This window comes from Nocardia aurantiaca (assembly GCF_009708175.1).
Taxonomy (GTDB): domain Bacteria; phylum Actinomycetota; class Actinomycetes; order Mycobacteriales; family Mycobacteriaceae; genus Nocardia; species Nocardia aurantiaca.
Window position 1 is genome coordinate 116,043 of the sequence record NZ_WMBB01000008.1, and the last position, 18,697, is coordinate 134,739.

At 68.4% G+C, this 18,697-nt stretch carries 19 protein-coding genes; 6 read left to right on the top strand and 13 right to left on the bottom strand.

Features of this window, described 5'->3' with window-relative positions:
- Positions 1-80: 80 nt before the first annotated feature.
- Complete coding sequence (gene ggh / locus GLP40_RS18305; RefSeq protein ID WP_154789160.1) at positions 81-1,421, bottom strand: glucosylglycerate hydrolase; 1,341 nt, start codon at positions 1,419-1,421, stop codon at positions 81-83.
- A 216-nt stretch (positions 1,422-1,637) separates the two neighbouring features.
- On the opposite strand from ggh, the gene GLP40_RS18310 reads away from it, so the two are divergent.
- The 3 genes from GLP40_RS18310 to GLP40_RS18320 all read left to right on the top strand — a co-directional run bounded on the left by GLP40_RS18310 (position 1,638) and on the right by GLP40_RS18320 (position 4,167).
- Positions 1,638-2,342 carry an SDR family oxidoreductase gene (locus GLP40_RS18310; protein ID WP_154789161.1) on the top strand — a complete coding sequence of 235 codons (705 nt, stop codon included), beginning with the start codon at positions 1,638-1,640 and terminating at the stop codon, positions 2,340-2,342.
- Between the two features lie 170 nt (positions 2,343-2,512).
- Entirely contained in the window at positions 2,513-3,316 is an 804-nt protein-coding gene (locus GLP40_RS18315) for a polysaccharide deacetylase family protein (protein WP_154789162.1), read from the top strand.
- A gap of 56 nt (positions 3,317-3,372) precedes the next feature.
- Positions 3,373-4,167: a polysaccharide deacetylase family protein gene (locus tag GLP40_RS18320; protein ID WP_154789163.1), complete on the top strand. Its 795-nt coding sequence runs from the start codon at positions 3,373-3,375 to the stop codon at positions 4,165-4,167.
- Positions 4,168-4,303: 136 nt separating this feature from the next.
- Here GLP40_RS18320 and leuS read toward each other — a convergent pair whose 3' ends face one another.
- Complete coding sequence (leuS, locus tag GLP40_RS18325) at positions 4,304-7,201, bottom strand: leucine--tRNA ligase (RefSeq protein WP_328290385.1); 2,898 nt, start codon at positions 7,199-7,201, stop codon at positions 4,304-4,306.
- Between the two features lie 267 nt (positions 7,202-7,468).
- Between leuS and GLP40_RS18330 the strand changes: the two genes are divergently transcribed.
- The gene (locus GLP40_RS18330) at positions 7,469-7,873 is read left to right on the top strand and encodes an SdpI family protein (protein WP_328290336.1); all 405 of its coding nucleotides are present in this window, start codon (positions 7,469-7,471) and stop codon (positions 7,871-7,873) included.
- Position 7,874: 1 nt separating this feature from the next.
- Here the strand turns inward: GLP40_RS18330 and GLP40_RS18335 are convergent, their stop codons facing one another.
- The 5 genes from GLP40_RS18335 to GLP40_RS18355 are packed head-to-tail and all read right to left on the bottom strand — an operon-like array spanning position 7,875 to position 11,005.
- Positions 7,875-8,306 carry a GNAT family N-acetyltransferase gene (locus tag GLP40_RS18335; RefSeq protein ID WP_154789164.1) on the bottom strand — a complete coding sequence of 144 codons (432 nt, stop codon included), beginning with the start codon at positions 8,304-8,306 and terminating at the stop codon, positions 7,875-7,877.
- Positions 8,307-8,320: 14 nt separating this feature from the next.
- Positions 8,321-8,743 carry a cupin domain-containing protein gene (locus GLP40_RS18340; protein ID WP_230329687.1) on the bottom strand — a complete coding sequence of 141 codons (423 nt, stop codon included), beginning with the start codon at positions 8,741-8,743 and terminating at the stop codon, positions 8,321-8,323.
- 44 nt (positions 8,744-8,787) lie between these two features.
- A complete protein-coding gene (locus tag GLP40_RS18345) occupies positions 8,788-9,162 on the bottom strand; it encodes a hypothetical protein (RefSeq protein ID WP_154789166.1) in 375 nt (124 codons plus the stop codon).
- Complete coding sequence (locus GLP40_RS18350; RefSeq protein WP_154789167.1) at positions 9,159-10,067, bottom strand: DUF692 domain-containing protein; 909 nt, start codon at positions 10,065-10,067, stop codon at positions 9,159-9,161. Before GLP40_RS18350 ends, GLP40_RS18345 begins: the two co-directional genes overlap by 4 nt.
- Positions 10,064-11,005: a TIGR04222 domain-containing membrane protein gene (locus GLP40_RS18355; RefSeq protein ID WP_154789168.1), complete on the bottom strand. Its 942-nt coding sequence runs from the start codon at positions 11,003-11,005 to the stop codon at positions 10,064-10,066. Before GLP40_RS18355 ends, GLP40_RS18350 begins: the two co-directional genes overlap by 4 nt.
- 104 nt (positions 11,006-11,109) lie before the next feature.
- Here GLP40_RS18355 and GLP40_RS18360 point away from each other — a divergent pair, with 104 nt between their 5' ends.
- Positions 11,110-12,078 carry a bile acid:sodium symporter family protein gene (locus tag GLP40_RS18360; RefSeq protein WP_328290337.1) on the top strand — a complete coding sequence of 323 codons (969 nt, stop codon included), beginning with the start codon at positions 11,110-11,112 and terminating at the stop codon, positions 12,076-12,078.
- Here the strand turns inward: GLP40_RS18360 and GLP40_RS18365 are convergent.
- From GLP40_RS18365 to GLP40_RS18380, 4 genes are all read right to left on the bottom strand, one after another.
- On the bottom strand, positions 12,032-13,141 hold the full coding sequence (locus GLP40_RS18365; protein ID WP_407671626.1) for an aminotransferase class I/II-fold pyridoxal phosphate-dependent enzyme: 1,110 nt from the start codon (positions 13,139-13,141) through the stop codon (positions 12,032-12,034). The two genes, GLP40_RS18360 and GLP40_RS18365, sit on opposite strands and share 47 nt — an antisense overlap.
- A 65-nt stretch (positions 13,142-13,206) precedes the next feature.
- Positions 13,207-14,247: a 3-oxoacyl-ACP synthase III family protein gene (locus GLP40_RS18370; RefSeq protein ID WP_154789169.1), complete on the bottom strand. Its 1,041-nt coding sequence runs from the start codon at positions 14,245-14,247 to the stop codon at positions 13,207-13,209.
- A gap of 10 nt (positions 14,248-14,257) precedes the next feature.
- Complete coding sequence (locus tag GLP40_RS18375) at positions 14,258-14,917, bottom strand: SRPBCC family protein (protein ID WP_328290339.1); 660 nt, start codon at positions 14,915-14,917, stop codon at positions 14,258-14,260.
- 5 nt (positions 14,918-14,922) lie between these two features.
- Positions 14,923-16,626: a thiamine pyrophosphate-binding protein gene (locus GLP40_RS18380; RefSeq protein WP_154789170.1), complete on the bottom strand. Its 1,704-nt coding sequence runs from the start codon at positions 16,624-16,626 to the stop codon at positions 14,923-14,925.
- 136 nt (positions 16,627-16,762) lie between these two features.
- Between GLP40_RS18380 and GLP40_RS18385 the strand changes: the two genes are divergently transcribed.
- Entirely contained in the window at positions 16,763-17,278 is a 516-nt protein-coding gene (locus tag GLP40_RS18385; RefSeq protein WP_154789171.1) for an EXLDI protein, read from the top strand.
- A gap of 100 nt (positions 17,279-17,378) precedes the next feature.
- On the opposite strand, the gene GLP40_RS18390 is transcribed toward GLP40_RS18385, so the two are convergent.
- Both GLP40_RS18390 and GLP40_RS18395 read right to left on the bottom strand, forming a co-directional pair.
- Positions 17,379-18,104 (bottom strand): zf-HC2 domain-containing protein, encoded by a 726-nt coding sequence (locus GLP40_RS18390; RefSeq protein ID WP_154789172.1) that lies wholly within the window; start codon positions 18,102-18,104, stop codon positions 17,379-17,381.
- Complete coding sequence (locus GLP40_RS18395; protein WP_154789173.1) at positions 18,101-18,607, bottom strand: sigma-70 family RNA polymerase sigma factor; 507 nt, start codon at positions 18,605-18,607, stop codon at positions 18,101-18,103. The genes GLP40_RS18390 and GLP40_RS18395 overlap by 4 nt, the downstream gene beginning before the upstream one ends.
- Between the last annotated feature and the right edge of the window lie 90 nt (positions 18,608-18,697).

Sequence of the window (18,697 nt, forward strand, 5' to 3'; positions counted from 1 at the left end):
CGCCAAAAGGCTAGGCCGACTGGTCGCTATAGCCAGGAAGGCGAGGCGGTACTGTTCGCCAATCGTTAGCTTGGGTGCGGTCAGCCCAGCCAGTCCAGAACTGAAGCGGCGGTCCAGGACTGCTGCATGCTGCCCAGCGGCTCGCCGGTGAAGGGCTCGTAGTACTCGGCGAAACTGCCGTCACTGGCCTGCCGCAAGCCCTCGGCGCGCAGCATGAACGAGCGTTCCGCCCAGCCGCGGCGGGCGAAGACCCAGGAGAACAGCCAGCTGATCACCGGCCACACCGGGCCGCGCCAGTACTCGCGCGAGCGAAAGTCCCTGGCGACCGGTGAGGTCGAGGGCGGCAGCGCGTAACACAGGTCCGGGTGTCCGCACCAGCGCGGGCCCTCGAACAGGCGCAGCAGCCGCCGCTCGGCATCGCGCGGCAGTCCGCCGCTGAGCAGGGGCGCGAAGACCGCGAGGGTCTCGGTCTCGATCCACTTGTCCGCGCGCACATCGAAATCCCGGGCCACGCCGGTGCGCGCGTCTGTGGTGGCGACCACGCCCGCACGGAAGTAGTCCGCCCATTCGTAGAGCTCGCGCACATCCGCATGCGGCTGCTTGTAGTCCTCGCCGATATTGGCGAGCACATCGCAGGCCAGCGCGAAGATGGCGGTCACGAAGACGTCCTCGACCGCGAAGCTCATGGTCGAGGCGAGTTGGTAGTCGTCGTAGCCGGCCCGGCGCATCTGCTCGACCAGCCACAGGTAGCGGTCGTACTCGCGGTCCGAGGGCCGCTGCGTGGGGTCGCCGACCACCTGGGTGTCCGCGCGCTCGTACGGCGGCAGGTCCGGGCCGGGAATCACGTTGTCGTAGGCGCGATCCCAGCGCGGCGAGTTGTCCATGCCGGACTCCCAGCCGTGGTAGAGCGTGATTCGGCCGTGCTGTTTGGGGTCGCGGGCGTAGGCCAGCCAGCGGTGCCAGCGCATGAGATCGGGCCATCGGCGGTTCAGGAAGTCCTCGGCGACCGCGCGGGTGCTGCGGCCGTGCCGGCGCGAGTGGTCCAGAATCCGTTGCACCGCAATGGCATGCACGGGCGGCTGAGTGATGCCGGAGGTGTCGGGACCGTCGGGGGCGTCGGCGGCCAAGCGGCGGCATTCCCAGCGGGCGGGGCCGGGAAAGTAGCCGTCCACGCCATTGGCGAAGACTATGTGCGGGATCATGCCGTTGCGCCACTGCGCCGACAGCAGGGTGTCGAGTTCGAGGGCGGCGCGTTCTACGCTGAGCGGTGCCAAACCGACCGCTACGAATGCCGCATCCCAGCTCCACATGTGCGGATAGAGTTTGGGCGCGGCGCTGGTCATGGTGCCCAGGTCATTGCCGCGCAGCAGATAGGCGGCGCGGGCCGCGAGCTGGGTGGGCGTGAATCCCGGGTGCGTCATCGCCCTATTCTGCGCCGCGACCCGCAGATACGCGCGATGGACCGGCGGACCCGGGGGATGGCTGCATGGCAGGGCCCGGACAACGGACTGCGCCGGATCGCCGGAGGACGACTCCTGATCGCCAGATTGCACTTCGTTCGCCTTCTCGGAATCAGCTAGCGGTGGTGTGCCCGACCGGAGCATCGCGGGTCGAGTTCACGCGGTTACGGTTAGCGCATGGCGAATTCCGCGAAAACCAGCACCGACCAGCCGGCCGCGCTGATCACCGGCGCCAGCCGTGGACTCGGCGCGGCCATCGCCCGTGAACTGGCGCCCACGCATCGGCTGTTGCTGGGCGCGCGCACGCCTCGGGCTCTGGAACCGATACTGCGTGAACTGCCGGGCAGCGCCGGGTGGCCGGTGGATCTCACCGACTACGCCGCCGTGGCGCGCGCTGTAGCGGGCATCGAACGGCTGGATGTACTGGTGCACAATGCCGGAATCGCCGACTTGGGAACGATAGCTGATTCCTCGGTGGCGCAGTGGCGGAATACGTTGGAAGCCAACCTGATCGCGGTCGCGGAATTGACCAGGGTGTTGCTGCCCGCGCTTCGGGCCGCCAATGGCCATGTGGTGCTGATCAATTCGGGGGCGGGGCTGCGCGCCAATCCGGGCTGGGGTGTGTACGCGGCGAGCAAGTTCGGGTTGCGCGCCCTCGGTGACGCGCTCCGACTGGAGGAACCCGCACTGCGGGTGACCTCGGTGTTTCCGGGTCGCATCGACACCGACATGCAGCGCGAGATCATCGCGGGGGAGGGGCGCGCGTACGAGCCGGGCGAATTCCTCAGGGCCGAAACGGTTGCCCAGGCCGTCCGGCATGCTGTGCAGACGCCGCGTGACGCACATCCCACCGAAATCGTGCTGCGCCCGATCCCACACTGAGAGCAGCCTTAATTTCTCCGCTGAATTCGAATCATTTCGCACAGATTTGGTGTCCAGTTCACGACCCGTGGATATAACTGACTGGCCCTGCGGGGGAGGCAGGACCAACTCCCAGGGGCTTATGCCCCCCGGACCCCGGGAATACACGTGAAATTCGGAGTGCGCGAAAGATGGATCGAAGACAGCTGCTCGCATTTCTCGTCGCGGGAACTGCGGCGGCGCTGACCGGCTGCTCATCGGAGTCCGACGCCTCCCACAAGGTGACCCCGCGAATCAGCGGACCCGTCGGAACGCCCACACCGTCAGCGGTTCCGAAGGCGATCGCCGCACCACCGGCAGCGCAGAAATCCCGCATTCCCGCCGGGACGATTACCGCGCTGCCCGGGACCGGCAACAACTTGGCGCTCACCGTCGACGACGGGGCGAGTCCCGATGTGGTCGGCGCGTACATCAAATTCGCCAAGGACACCGGAGCGCGGTTCACCTTCTTCGTCACCGCGAATTACGACTCCTGGACCACCCACCGCGCCGCGCTGCGGCCGCTGGTGGAATCCGGGCAGATTCAGCTGGGCAATCACACCTGGGACCATCCGGATCTCACCACACTGTCCGGCACCGAGGTGGCCTCGCAGCTCACCCGAGCGAAGACCTTCCTGCACAACAACTTCGGCGTGGACGGTACGCCGTATTTCCGTCCCCCCTACGGCCGCCACAATGCTACGGTCGACAAGGTGGCAGCGGATCTGGGATACACCGTCCCCACCATGTGGTACGGCTCGCTGTCCGACTCCGGCGTCATTACCGAGGACTATCTGATCGAGTGCGCGCGACAGTATTTCAACGCGCAGACCATTGTCATCGGGCACGCCAATCATCCCGCCGTGACGCACTGCTACGACCGTCTGGTCGAGATCATCCGTGAGCGCAACCTGTCGATGGTGACGCTCAATGACGTGCTGGTCTCGCCGATGTAGCCGGTTTCGCCGGGGCAGCCGAGGTTTCTTTCGAAGTGATGTGAATGAGGGTCGACATGGATAGACGACGGCTGCTGACGATGCTGGCGGCGGGCACGGCCGCCACCCTGCTGGGCACGGGGGAATCGCGCGCCGACTTTCCCTTCGACACCGGATCCGCCGGCGGGATCGTTCCCCAACTGCCCGGCGTCCCGCAGGTGACGCCGGACTTCGGGCCCAAGACGCCGATCGGGCCGGGCACGGTCAGCGCGCTGCCCGGCGACGGAAACCATATGGCGCTCACCATCGATGACGGCGCCAGCTCCGAAACCATCCGCGGCTTCATCGATTTCGCGCGCGATACCGGGGCCCGGCTCACCTTCTTCGTGACCGCCTACTATCCCGGCTGGCTCGATCACCGGGATGTGCTGCGCCCCCTGGTGGATTCCGGCCAGGTCCAGCTCGGCAATCACACCTGGGACCACCCGGACCTGACCAGACTGTCCGGCGGCGCCGTCGCCGACCAGCTCAACCGGTGCAAGGACTTCCTCTGGAACCAGTACGGCACCGACGGCACGCCCTACTACCGCCCGCCCTACGGCCGGCACAATGGCGGTGTCGACGCCGTCGCCGCCGACTGCGGCTACACGGTTCCGACCATGTGGTACGGCAGCCTGAACGACACCAACACGGTGATCAACGAGGACATGCTGCTCGACGCCGCGCGCCAGTGGTTCCGGGCTCAGTCCATCGTCATCGGCCACGCCAACCGACCGACCGTCACCCACATCTACGACCAGCTCGCCGACATCATCCACGAACGCAGCCTGCAGCTGGTCACCCTCAACGACGTCCTGATCCCACCGCGATAAGGCCGCTCCGACTCCCGGAGGCTTCAGCAGCTTCGGCCCCGAACCCCCACGACCGCAGGGGGCTTCGTTCCCACCCCTACGACAGAGGGCCCGCGTGCGCACTGCGCACGCGGGCCCGCGTGCCTCGGAGCCGGCGTCAGGCGACGATGTTCACCAGGCGGCCCGGCACCACGATGATCTTGCGAGGCGGCTTGCCGCCCAGCAGTTCCGCGATCTTCTCGTCCGCCAGGGCAGCCGCCTCCACCGCGGCCTGATCGGCGTCGGCGGCGACGCTGACGCGGCTGCGGACCTTGCCGTTGACCTGGATCGGGTACTCGACCGAATCCGCCACCAGCAGTGCGGGATCCGCGACCGGAAAGGGGCCGTGGGCCAGGGAGGTGGTGTGGCCCAGGCGCTCCCACAGTTCCTCGGCCACGTGCGGGGACATCGGGGCGAGCATCAGGACCAGCGGCTCCACCAGCGCGCGGGGCGCGCCGTCGCCGTAGTTCTTGGTCAGGAAATTGGTCAGCTCGATGAGCTTGGCGCCCGCGGTGTTGTCGCGCAGGTGGGCGTAGTCGTCGTCGACACCGGCGATGGTCTTGTGCAACAGGCGCAGTGCCTCGGCCGACGGCTCGGCATCGGTGACCTTGAGCGCGCCGGTCTCCTCGTCCACCGCCAGACGCCACACGCGCTGCAGGAAGCGGTGCGCGCCCACGACATCCTTGGTGGCCCAGGGCCGCGAGGTGTCCAGCGGCCCCATCGACATCTCGTAGAAGCGGAAGGTGTCCGCGCCGTACAGATCGCACATCTCGTCGGGGGAGATGGCGTTCTTCAGCGACTTGCCGATCTTGCCGTACTCCTGGAAGACCTCCTCCTCCACGCCGGAGGCATTGGTCCAGAAGAACTTTCCGTCCCGCTCGACGATCTCGGCGGCCGGCACGTAGGCGCCGCGCGCGTCGGTGTAGGCGAAAGCCTGGATGTAGCCCTGGTTGAACAGGCGGCGGTACGGCTCCGAGCCGGACACGTCACCCAGGTCGAACAGCACCTTCTGCCAGAAGCGCGCGTACAGCAGGTGCAGCACCGCGTGCTCCACGCCGCCGACGTACAGATCCACGCCGCCCGGATCCTTGGGGCCGTGCTCGGCCGTGCGCGGGCCCAGCCAGTACCGCTCGTTCTCGGGGGCGCAGAAGGTTTCGGTATTGGTCGGATCCGCGTAGCGCAGCTGATACCAGGAGCTGCCCGCCCAGTTGGGCATGACATTGGTGTCGCGGCGGTACTTCCTGGGGCCGTCGCCCAGGTCCAGTTCGACGTTCACCCATTCGGTGGCCTTGGCCAGCGGCGGGGACGGCTCGGAGTCGGCGTCGTCGGGGTCGAAGGTGACCGGGGCGAAGTCGTCGATCTCCGGAAGACGCACCGGCAGCATGGATTCCGGCAGCGCGTGCGGCGCGCCGTCCTCGTCGTAGACGATGGGGAACGGCTCGCCCCAGTAGCGCTGGCGGGCGAACAGCCAGTCGCGCAGCTTGTACTGGACGGTGCCTTTGCCGTGGCCGTTGGCCTCCAGCTCGGCGATCACCTTGGCCTTGGCGGACTCGATGTCCATGCCGTCGATGTAGTCGGAGTTCACCATGACGCCGTCACCGGTGTAGGCCGCCTCCGAGACGTCGCCGCCCGTGACGACCTCGACGATGGGCAGGCCGAAGGCGGAGGCGAAGTCCCAGTCGCGCGGGTCGTGGCCGGGGACGGCCATGATCGCGCCCGTGCCGTAGCCGCTCAGCACGTAGTCGGCGATGAAGATCGGCACGCGCGCGCCGTTGACCGGGTTGGTGGCGTAGGAGCCCAGGAAGACGCCGGTCTTCTCCTTGTTCTCCTGCCGCTCCAGATCCGACTTGGCGGCAATCGAGCGGCGGTAGGCCGCAACGGCTTCGGCGGGGGTGTCGGCGCCGCCGAAGGCCCAGCGGGTGTCGGTGCCGGTGGGCCAGGTGGCGGCGGTCAGCTTGTCGACCAGCTCGTGCTCGGGGGCCAGCACCACGTAGGTCGCGCCGAACAGAGTGTCCGGACGGGTGGTGAAGACCTCGATCAGATCCGCTGCATCCGATTCGGCGCTCGCGCCGGTGGCCTCGAACTTGACCTGCGCGCCCCGTGAGCGGCCGATCCAGTTGCGTTGCATGGCCTTCACGTTCTCCGGCCAGTCCAGTTCGTCCAGGTCGTCGACCAGGCGATCGGAGTAGGCGGTGATGCGCATCATCCACTGCCACAGGCGCTTGCGGAACACCGGGAAGTTGCCGCGCTCGGAGCGGCCGTCCGCGGTGACCTCCTCGTTGGACAGCACGGTGCCCAGGCCCGGGCACCAGTTGACCATCGAATCCGTCTGGTAGACCAGGCGATAGGAGTCGATGGCGGCATTGCGCTCGGACGGGGACAGCTCGCTCCAGGCGCGGCCCTCGACGGCTTCCCGCTTGCCGTCGGCGAATTCGGTGATCAGCTCGGAGATCGGGCGGGCCTTGTCCAGGCTCTCGTCGTACCAGGCGTTGTAGATGCGCAGGAAGATCCACTGCGTCCACCGGTAGTACTCGGGATCGGTGGTGGCGAAGGAACGGCGGCGGTCGTGGCCCAGACCCAGCCGGTCCAGCTGCCGCTGCATGGTGGCGATATTCGCCATGGTGGTGTCGCGCGGGTGCGCGCCGGTCTGCACGGCGTACTGCTCGGCGGGCAGGCCGAAGGCGTCATAGCCCAGGGCGTGCAACACATTCCGGCCGTGCATGCGGTGGTAGCGGGCGAAGACGTCGGTGGCGATGTAGCCCAGCGGATGTCCGACGTGCAGGCCCGCGCCCGACGGGTACGGGAACATGTCCTGGATGAACAGCTTGTCGGTCGGGGTGGCACCCTGCAGCGGGCCGACCGGGTTGGGCGCGTAGAAGGTGCCGCGCTCCTGCCAGTTGCCCTGCCACTTCTGTTCGATGCGGCCGGCGAGATCGGCGTTGTAGCGGTGTGCGGGAACGTCGCCGCCACCACCCGTGGTCGCGGTGGGTGTTTCGGATGCACGGGTGTCCTGCACGATCCTGCCTTCGTTGTCCTGCCAATCCCCGATGAGGTCGCTCACCAGGGTAAAACGTGGCCCACGCTGCGCCCAATCTGCCCTCCGCTTCGCTCCGGGTGGATTCGCGGCGCGGGTGGTCTCGTTCTTCCCCCGCTGCGAGCGCGGGGAGGACGGAGGACAGTCCAGAACGAGCGCTCCGCCTCGCCGGGCGTGCGCCGCGACCCTGCGCGGTGGCACCCGCGATGCTCGGCCTCGGTGAATTCGGCGCGGTGTAGCGTGATCGGGGTGTTCGTCGTGGCGCTGATCCTGTTCGTCCTCGCGGCTGTGGCCGTGGTCACCGGCGTGCTCGGGCTCACCGGGACCCTGCCGGGCAACCGGTACTTCGGGGTGCACTCCGAGGCCGCGGTGAAGACCGAGGAATCCTTCAAGCTGGCCAATAAAGTGGCCGCGCCGACCTCCATCGTGGCGGGGCTGCTGCTCGCGGCCGCCGGTGCGGTCGCGCTGGTCGCCGGTGGCATCGCGGCCCTCGTCGTGGCGGTGGCGGCCGTGGTGATCGCGGTGTTCACCCTCGGCGCCGGCGCGGCTGCCGCCGAGAAGGCGCTGGCCACAGCGTTCCCGGAGGAGAAGATCGGCGGCTGCGGCAGCGCCTGCGGCGCGTGCTCACTGCGCGACGCCTGCGAGCCCGCCTAGGTCAGTTCACCAGGGTCCGGCGCATCCAGATGTGCGGGATGCCCGCGTCGATGCCGATCTCGCCGTATGCCCGGTACCCGAGCTTCTCGTAGAAGCCGCGGGCCCGCGTCTGCGAATGCAGTTCGACCGCGTCCAATCCGCGCTGGCGCACCCGCTCCTCGATGGCGCGTACCAGGGCCACCCCGAGCCCGACGCCGCGCGTCTGCGCCAGCACGGCCAACCGTCCGAGTACACCCACGCCGTCCCGCACGATCAATCGTCCGGCTCCGGCGGGTTGGCCGTCCAGCCGGGCCAGGAAGTGATCGGCGGTCGCGTCGAACTCATCGATCTCCATCTCCGCGGGCACGCCCTGCTCGTCCACGAACACCTGCATGCGCACGGCGAACGCCTCCGCCAGTTCCTGCGCGGTGCCGACGGTGACGACTTCGATCATGGTCCCAGCCTGCCTCAGTGTCCCGGATCACGTGCCGAGGGTTCGCCCGCGCAGGCCGGAGGCGGGATGCTGCGCGACAGCGGGCTCCCCTTCGGATTCACGTAGACGACGGTCAGGGTCAGCGGCCGCGCGCCGCTGTTCCGCGCCAGATGCGCGTGGCCGGGACCGCTCGGCTCTCGGAAGATCCGCCACGGCCGAATGGTGACAGGCGTGCAATCGGCCTTCGGATGATCGAGCGCACCCCCGGTGACCAGCACGAACAAGGTCCCGTCGTGGTAATGCCACCCGGATTGCCCACCGGGAGCGACGACCGTCTGCCGCAGCACGAATTCCCAGCGCGCCAGGCCGAATCGCAGCAAAATCCTGCTGGCCGTCCGGGTCGCCGGGGCCGGATTGGGACGGAAGCCGTATCTGCGGCCGTGGTAGGAGAACGTCACGTCCGCATCATGGCGCAAGCGTGCCACTCGGTGTGGACGCGGCTTCATCGTGTGGCCGGCCGCGCCGATCGATCACTGCGACGCATTCCCCACCTGTGCAACCAGGCTGCTTTCGAGCGTGGGCTGGGCAGGCCGAGATCGTCTGCGAAGGCGACCGCGTCCTCGGCGGTCGTCGTCTTCGGTCGGGTCCTGGCCCACTCCATATATCGGGCGCTGAAATCCGGTCCGGCGGCGTGGGCCAACCGCGGGAACCTCCGCTTCACCTCGTCGGCCCGCTTGTGCAGCAGCCCCCGGGCGGTGGCGGCGAGATCGTCCGCGTCGAAGCCGGGCGGTGGCTGTGCACCCGCGACCAGTGCCCGCACCACGGCGGCCTGCTGCTCGGCGAGTGTGCCTGCCCTTGCGGGGGATTCGGTGGTCATGCCGGGACCGCCGATTGGCGCAGGGTGATGGACGGGCGGCCGGAGGCGGCGGCGATGGCGTTCAGTTCGGCGGCGAGTTCGGTTGCGGGCGGGTAGTTTCCGTCGCGTTCCAGCATGAGGGGGACGGGCCGGTCCGCGGTGAACTCGGCGACCAGGGCCAGCACCTCCGCGGGGACGGCGTGGACGTGGGTGTCGATATAGCGGCCGCCGGACTCATGTCCGCCCGCGACATGGCAGTAGGCCACGCGCTCGGCGGGCAGGCGCAACAGTTCGGTGAGCGGGTCACGTGACGTATTGCGGGCATTGGCATAGACATTCGCGATATCGAGCAGCAGGTACGCGCCCGTGCGCTCGACCAGCTCCTGCAGGAATTCCGCCTCGGTGTACTCGGCGTCCGGCCACTCGAACAGCGCCGCGATGTTCTCCACCGCCAGCGGCACATTCACCTGGTCGCTCACGCGGAAGATATTGCGCTCCAGAGCATCGAGCGCCTCCCGGGTGCGCGGCACCGGCAGCAGGTGCCCGGCCTCCAGGCCGCCCGCCCGCACGAAGGCGATGTGCTCGCTCACCAGCGGCGAACCGAGGGCCCGCGCGCACTCGGCGAGATGGGCGACCCGGTGGTCGTCCACCGCCTCCGCGCTGCCGAGCGACAGCGAAATACCGTGCGGCACCACAGGAACGCCCTGCGCCACCAGCACGGCCAGTTCCTCGGGCACGGCGACGCCGGGCCGGGGGCGGCGTCCGCGCCATCCGGCTGGACCCGGGCGGCGACCGGAGTCGTTCGGCGCCAGCGTTTCCGCGATCACTTCGCAGAATCCGATGCCCTCCAGGGCCGCCACCAGACCGCAGATCTCGCGGCGCCAGCCGATGCCCAGCGACCTCTCCGGAAGCGGTGGACCGCTCATCCGCCGCAGCCTCCTCCGCAGCCACCGCCACAGCTGCTGCCGCAACTACTACTACTGCTGCAACTGCTTCCGCTGTCACTGCTGCCGCAGCTGGAGCCGCTGCCGCACGAGCTGCTGTCGCTGCCGCCGCCTCCGGCCACCACATTGGCGGCCCCGGCCAGCGCCGGGTCGAGGGTCCACAACACCAGGCCGCCGAAGAGCGCGACGGCGAGGGCGGCGCTGTCGGGTCCATACGCGGCGTACGCGGGCGAATTCGCCGGGCGCAGATGGCGGTTGCCGGCGTGGGCGGCGGCGAGGGCGTCGCGGCCGCGCCGGGTCAGGCGCGACGGCCGGCCCACCGCCCAGCTGAGCACGGCCAGCACGATCATGGCGACGATCAGAAACCCGACCGGGTGATGGGCGGACAGGCCCGCGAACACCCGGACCAGACCCAGCAGCAGCAGTCCCAGCAGTGGAATCCTGGCCGTCCACAGGGCTTTTCGCTGCTTCTCGCCGAGTAGATAGCCCTCACCGGTGAGCTTCTCCCGCAGGTTGGAGACCGCGGAGCCGGTGGCCGCCACCATATCGGGGATGCGCCGTCGCGGAGAGCCGAGCAGATGCGCGTACAGCGTGCCGGAGATCGGATCCAGGTTCCGCTGCTCGGTGTCGCTGGGTGTCCGCACCGGTGTCGCGGTGGAGTCGATGATCTGATGTCCGCGCAATTGCGCGAGTCCGGCCAGCACCGGCCGCTTGTCGTCGACCAGCATGGCGGTCTCGCTGGGCCGCAGCGGGCCGGCGGGTAGCCACGCCGGATCGATCGTGCGCAGCACGCTCGTCCGGCGCGCGAAACCGAAAATCACCGCCACCAAGGCGGCGATCGCATAGAACTGGAGGAAGGCTGGGCCCGATATCCCCCACGTATCGGTCGCGGCCGCGGCCGCGTCGGTCCGAAGGACCATGGCGATTCCACCTCGGGAGTCGTCGTGACTGTCGATCAACACCAGTATCGCCGCAGAGCGGGTGTTGTGTTATCTCGACAAACCCGGATGATTAGCCTGTCTCGGTGCGATTTCTCAGCAAGTTCTACATAGACGGGTTCATCCTGTCGATCCTTGCGATGGTCGTCCTGGCCAGTATCTTCCCGGCCCGGGGCGATGCGGCCGAGGTCGTGAGCCTGCTGACGAAGATCGCCATCGCCTTGCTGTTCCTGCTCTATGGCGCCCGCCTGTCACCGCAGGAGGCGATCGCGGGCCTGAAGCACTGGCGGCTGCACGTGACCGTGCTGGCCTGCACCTTCGTCTTGTTCCCGGTGATCGGCCTGGCGGCGCGAGTGCTGGTGCCGCACGTGCTCACCGGTGATCTCTACACCGGTGTGCTGTTCCTGTGCCTGGTGCCGTCCACGGTGCAGTCCTCGATCGCCTTCACCTCCATCGCCAAAGGAAATGTGGCGGGCGCGATCGTGAGCGCCACGGTGTCGAACCTGCTGGGCGTCTTCCTGACTCCGGCGCTGGTGATCCTGCTCATGAACACCACCGGCCAGGCGAGCGTCGATCCGTCCGCGGTGGTCGACATCGCGTTGCAGCTGCTGGCGCCGTTCTTCCTGGGCCAGCTGATCCGGCCGAAGGTCAAGGGTTTCCTGTCCCGTTACGCGGAGCCCACCAAGCTGGTGGACCGCGGTTCCATCCTGCTGGTGGTCTACAGCGCCTTCAGCGCGGGCATGGTCGAGGGCATCTGGCATGCCATGTCGCCGTGGCGGATTCTGCTGCTGGCCCTGGTGTGCTGCGCCATCCTCGCGATCGTGCTGGTGGCGACCGGATTCATCGGCGAGGCGGTGAAATTCGATCGGGGCGACCGAATCGTGGTGGTGTTCTGCGGATCCAAGAAGAGCCTGGCCACCGGCCTGCCCATGGCGACGGTCCTGTTCGCCGGGCACTCGGTGGGCCTGGTCGTGCTGCCGCTGATGATGTTCCACCAGATTCAGCTGATCACGTGTGCCGCCCTCGCACAGCGCTGGGCTCGTAGCGCGCCGTGAGCGAGAGCAGCCGGCTGTCCTCGCGCCGCAGCGTGCGCGTGCCCGCCGAGGGACGCGCGGCCAGCGCGCGCAGCACGGCGCGATGCGCGCCCGGATCGCCCACCGCGATGCGGGCGCTGCCGTCCGGGTAGCGCTTGGCCACGATTCCGGCGCGGGCCAGCGCGGGCGCGATGTCGCGGCCGGGCAGGTACAGGAAGTTGGCGCTGCTGCGCGGCACCCGGATGCCGACGCGGCGCAGCTCGGTGCGGAGCAGTTCGCGTTCGGTGGTGATGCGCAGAATCCGTTCGCCCAGTTCGGCTTCCGCGGCATAGGAGGCGCGCACGGCGGCCAGCGCCGTGGCGGGCATCCCGAAGGGCAGTTGCAGCCGGTGCACCCGGTGCACCAGTTCCGGCGCGCCGAAGGCGTAGCCGATGCGCAGCCCGGCCAGGCCGTATGCCTTGGAGAAGGTGCGCAGCACCAGCACATTGGGATGCCGTTGGACCAGTTCGACGGCGTCGAGCGTGTCGCTCGCCCCGAGGAATTCGGCATACGCCTCGTCGAGCAGCACCGGCACCCGGGGCGGGACCGAGTAGAGGAACGCCTTCAATTCGCTGGCCGGGGTCACGGTGCCGGTCGGATTGTGCGGACGGCACACCGCGATCAACCCGGTGCGCTCGTCCACCGCGCGGGCCATGCCCCACAGGTCCTGGTGGCCGTGGGTGCCCAGGGGCACCGGCACCGGCCGCAGCCCGGTCATGGTCGCCATGATCGGGTAGCCGTCGAAGGTCGGTGTGGCATAGATGAATCCGGCTCCGGATCGAGGCAGGGTCTGCATGATCTGCATGGCGACCCCGGTGGCGCCCGAGCCCACCACCACCTGCTCCGCCGAGACGCCGATGTGATCGGCGATCAGTCGTGGCAGCCGCCTGGGCAGGAATTCCGGGTACCGGTTGGCCTTGCCGAGACAGTCGTCGAGCGCGGCGACGACGGAAGGCAATGGCGGAAAGGGGTTTTCGCTGAGGCTGAGGTCGTAGCGAATGGTGTCCGCGCCGTGCGGATCGACGGTCGCGGGGTGTCCCTCCACCTCCGAACCGCGCAATCCCGTCGGCCAGTGCACCGGCGACACGATCCGCGGTCCGGGCCGACTGGTCACCGCGCCGCTCCCCAGCGTACGGCCGCCGCCCCCGCGAAGTCCCCGGCGTGCGCGAACGCCGCCATCAGCACCACCGAGCCGTTGCGCAGCCGGCCCGCCCGGTTCTCGGTGTCCAGGGTCACGGGAATGCCGGCGGCGAACAGGTTTCCGCAGCTGTCGAAGGTGTCCGGATGCCGCTCGGGCGGCAGCTCCATCGCCTCGTTCCAGTTGCGAAGGAACAGCCGGTTGGGCTGATTGGTGACGAAGGTGTCGACATCGCGCGGTTTCACCCCGATGCGCTTGCACACCGCCTGTGCCACCTCCGGCACCAGCCGATTGCCGCGCGTCATCACCTTGGCCACCTTGGATTCGGTGAAGGTCACGCACCCCTGGCCCTCGCCGGGCTCCCAGTACTTGCGGTCGCCGTTGGTGCTGAATTCCATGTCCCCCGCGAATTCCGGATAGGTGCGGCATTCGATGTCGAGGATGGGCGCGGAGCTGTTCTTCACGATCAGCCCGACCCCGCAGCCGTCGCCGGGGACCGGGGCCTGCGCGAGCCCGCGGATGTCGGGCTGGGTGAAGACCGGGCCCGCGCAGTTCTGGGTGCAGGCGATGAGCGCGGTGTGCGCGTCCGTGGTCTGCAGGATCATGCGGGCCATCCACATCATGTGGACGAAGGCCGCACAGCCGCCGTTGTGGATGTCGAAGACCCAGCGCGGCTTCATGTCCAGTCGTCGCGCCACTTCAGGACCGGCGCCCAGCACCGGATTGTCGGGCAGCTGGGTGTGGGTGAGCAGCACGTCGACAGTCGAGATCTCCTGTGCCCCATGGCGTTCGATGAGCGGAGCGACGGCCCGCTCGACCATGTCGACGGCGGTCTCCTCGCGGCCGACGTGATGGCGGCTCTTGGGCGCCCGGAACATGACGTTCTTGGCCATCCGGTCCGAACGCGAGAACTGGGTGAAGTACTCGGTGCCGACCGGCTCACCGGGCAGATAACTGGCCACGTCGACCAAGCTGACAGGCGGCGTCCGCAGGGCGGGGTCGGTGAAATCCATGACTCATCACTCACTTCATCCAGTCGGGCTTGATGGGGAGGCCGTGCGCGGCGCGGTACTCCGCGATGGCCTTGAGGTTGTCGAGCTCCAATTGGTGCCCGGCGGAGAACATCTCCCAGAAGTCGCCCACCCAGACCTTGCGCTTGTCCGGCGCGGTGTCCTGGTAAGGGTTCCTGTCGTAGAACGGGTGGTGGCAATTCGTCCACAGCACCACCGAACCCGGTTTGTCGAACACCACCTGGGCGTCGACCACCCGCATCAGATAGATCATCCACAGGTGGTCGCTCTGATCCCAGGCACAGTGGTAGTCCACGGTCATGGCGTCGGGATTGGCGACGGTGCGCGTGTAGATCCTGGTGCTGTCGCCCAGCCGATCGTGGGATACCCACAGCCCGGGCTCCTCGGTCTCGGTGAATCCGCGCAGGCTGTAGGTCCACTCCTCCAGGCATCGGGTGTCGGCGAGGTACTCGTACAGCTCCCGCGGCGGCGCATCGATGAACCCCTGGACCGGGCAGAAGTCGCCGAAGATCTGGTCGTGCGGATACACCGACCGCAGCATGTCCAGGATGATCGGGGTGGTGGCCTCGCGATCGGAGTTCTCGATGCGCAGCAAACCGGGCACGGCGGCATCCGGAATATCACTGAGGGCGGGCAGGGCGCTGTTGGTCACGGTTTCTACCTCCTGGGTGGCGTCAGGAACGGTGTGAACGGCGGGATTTCGTCGGGATCGCAGTCGATCGAGACGAACGACGGTCCCGGGCGGTCCGCGCAATGCCGCAGTGCCGTGGCGAGTTCGGCCCGGTTCTGCGGTGCGTGGGTGCACAGGTCGGGGAACATGGCGGCCATACCCGCGCCCGGATGCGCGGGACGAAATCGGTTGAAGCTGTAGCGATCCCCGTAGTACAGCTGTTCGCGGGTGATGCACATGGCGTGCGCGTTGTTGTTGAAGACGATGAACGTGATCGGCAGCCGGTGTTCGACGGCGGTGTGAATCTCCATGCCGTGCATGAAGAAGGCTCCGTCGCCGGCGATGACGAAGGTGCGCCGGATGCTGCCGTCCGGGCGGCGCCGCCGGGCGAAGGCGGACCCGATCCCCGCCCCGAACGCGTAGCCCATGCCGCCCATGCCCAGCGCCACCGTAAAGCGCCCGTTGCGCGGCAAGCGCAGGTGATGGACCACGGCCGCACCGGTGTTGCCCGCGTCGGCGAAGACGTCGGCGCCCGCGGGCAGCGCGTCGTTGATGGTCTCCACCACCTCGCGGTAGCGCAGCCCGGGACCGTCGGAGGGCGGCACCGGCAGCGGCGTCACCAGGTGATCGCCGTGTGGGCGCGGCCGCAGCGGAATGATCCGAGCCTCGCTGTCGGCCGAGCCGGAATCCACGTCGCCGACCAGCTCGGCGAGGGTCTTGGCCAGGTCGTTGCTGTGCGCGTGCCCGGCGGGCAGGAACGGCGGCAGCGCGCCGATGCTGGCCAGCGGGACCGCCGTGAGCGCGTCCTCCATCCCGGCGCGCGCGGTGACCGGCATGCGGGTGCCGATCAGCAGGCACAGGGCCGCGCCGCGCAACGCGGCCGGCAGTTCCGGATTGCCCATGCTGCCGGAGACGCCGCAGAAACCGGGGTCGGCGTGGTGGTAGACGTCCTTGGCGTCGGGCGCGACCCCGATGGCGGCGTCCAGGGCGGCGGCGAAGCGCGCCAGCTCGCCGCGAGCGTCGTCGCGGGCCACCTGGTCGCCGGCGATGATCACGATCTTGCCGACCGCGCGGGCGCCGCGCACGACATCGCGCACCCGCCACAGGCTTTCGATCTCGCAGCTGTAGGCGCGCGAGGGCGGCACGAAATCCGGGGCCACCAGGTCGGCCTGCTGAATGTCCTTGGGCAGCAACAGGACCGCGGGTCCGCCGCGGTGTGCGGCGGTGACGGCGCGGGCGAGGTGAGCGGGCAGGTCGGCGGGAGCCTCGACGCGCGCGCAATAGTGCGAGATCGGCGTGTACAGCGCGACCGCGTCGAAGGCGCCGGCCCGCCCGCTCGAGTCCTGGAACGCGCCCTTGCCCTCCAAGAACGTCGGCGGCTGCCCGACCAGTGCCAGCACCGGCACCCGGGAGGCGAAGGATTCGGCCAGCCCCGCGACCAGGTTCACGGCCCCGCCCCCGGAGGTCGCGCACACGACCCCGAGGCCGGAGGTCGAGCGCGCGTACCCGTCGGCCATGGTGGCCGCGCCGAACTCATGCTTGGCCACCACGGCCGTGACCAGATCCCGGTGGTCGAAGGCCGCGTCGTAGAGGTCCTCGATATTCGCTCCGTCCACACCGAAGATATGCCCGGCGCCCAGCGCCGAAACCGCCCTGACGAGATGGTCCGCGACCCGTGTGCCGCTATGCATGGGCGCTTCCTTTCGGTGGCAGCCACCCGTGCCCGAGTGCTCTCAACCGAGATACGAAGCGCGAGTGGCCGGCGGTTCAATTCGAGAGTTCGGCCGCCGCTTGCGATGTACGTATACATCTACGTATAGTTGGATCATGCCGAACAAGACGATCTACGTATCCGATGACGATCTGAAGCTGTTTCAGCGCGCGCAGGAACTGGTGGGCGGCAATCTGTCGGGCGCGATCGTGACCGCGTTACGGCGTTTCATCGAGCTCGAGGAAGGCCGTCAAGAGGGCTACGAGGAGGTGGTCCTGAAGGTCGGCAAGGACGGAATCCGGCAGGTCCGGTTCTCCGCGACCCTGCTGGCCGAGTGGCACCAGGTGACCAACGAGCGCATCGAGGACATCCGGGTGTTCCGCACGCGCAAGGGCGCGTACGCGGTGCACAGCCACTTCTCCAACTGGTCGGAGTTTCCGACCGACACCAACATCCTGAAGGACTGGCGGCAGTGGCGTCGTTTCCTCGGTGTGGGCGAACAGAATTGGGGTGATTTCACCCTCGAGGTCTTCGACAGCGTCGGTGATCTGGAGGGCAAGATCCCGGATCGCCTCTACGCCCGCGTCATCGACGCCACCGAGCATCCGAACGTCGAGGATCTCGACATCTGACTTCTGGTCCACAACGACCTTCCACCGTAAGACCGGGTAGCGGTCATCACCATCAGCACGAGGCGGCGCACTGCATCACCGGTGCGCCGCCCTCGCGTCCTCAGAGTCCCGCTGCCAGCAGCACTTTCCCTGACATATTGCGGATCTCGACGGTCTTCAACTGCTCCGGCCGGGCCGAGGCGGTGCCGTCCAGGGTCAGCGTCTGCCCGGACTTGACCGTCCACTCGGCGAGTTTGGACTGCACGCCATCGTCACGGGTCACCCACAGGGCCAGTGTCCACAGGTACACCTCGTCCTTCTCATCGGACGGCGGGTACTCGCACCACATGTCGACACGGGTCTGGCCGTTGATCGACATCACCTTGAAGGTGGCCTGGATCGGGGTGTCGGTCTGCGGCTTCAACGGTCCCTGCGCCACCACCTGCTGCACCAGGGCCGGACCCTCGTCCCGGGCGAGCGACATGGTCACCGGTACGGCGATCATCACCGCCGCGGCCGCCGCCAGCACGGGTCCGCCGATCGACCACCATCGCCTCCGGCGCCGCGATGCGGCGGCTTGCGCCATCAGGGCGGGCAGCAGCCGCTCGGGCGGCGGCGGCACGGTGGAGGGCGGATCCTCCTGCGCCGCAACCGAAACCGCGGTGTCAGGGTCCACCAGGGCCAGCAGGCCGGGCAGCCCGGCCAGTTTCGACACGGCCGTGCGGCAGGATTCGCATCCGGTCAGATGCTCCTCGTACTCGCGGCGGTCGTCGCGGGCGAGAGCGCCGAGCACGTACGCGCCGTCCCATGTGGCGTAGCCATCGCACGGCTCATGGCTCTCGGTCATCTCGTCACCCCCATTTCCTGCAGCACCAATCGCAATGCCCGCATGCCGTAGTGCATCCGGGACTTGACCGTGCCTTCCGGGATCTCCAGTTCTTCCGCGATCTGGTGCGTGGACAGCCCCCGGTAGTAGGCACGGACGATCACGTCGCGGTGGTCGATGCTCAGCCGCGCCAGCGCGTCCGCCACCAGCCACCCGTCCAGCGCCCGATCCGTCTTGTCCGGTTCGGGTACCTCCGGCGGGTGATCGGTGCGGAACTCGCGCCGGCTGCGCGCGCTGCGGTGTTCGTCCACGGCCAGATTACGGGCCACCGTGAACAGCCAGGCCCGCGCCGAGCTGGTGGACTGGTCCAGCACGTTGGGTCGCTGCCACGCGCGCAGGAGGGTCTCCTGCACGATGTCCTCGGCCCGGCCCGGATCCCCGACCAACCCGTAGGTGTAGCGCCACAGTGCCGCCGCGTGCTCCTCATAGAGTGCGCGGAGCAAGGCGGTTTGGTCCTCGGGCATCGCCACACCTCCGGTACGCGACAACTGATCTGGTGAGCTATGGGCAACTCACCGGGTACGTCCGGAAGTCGACCGGCTCCATACCGTTGG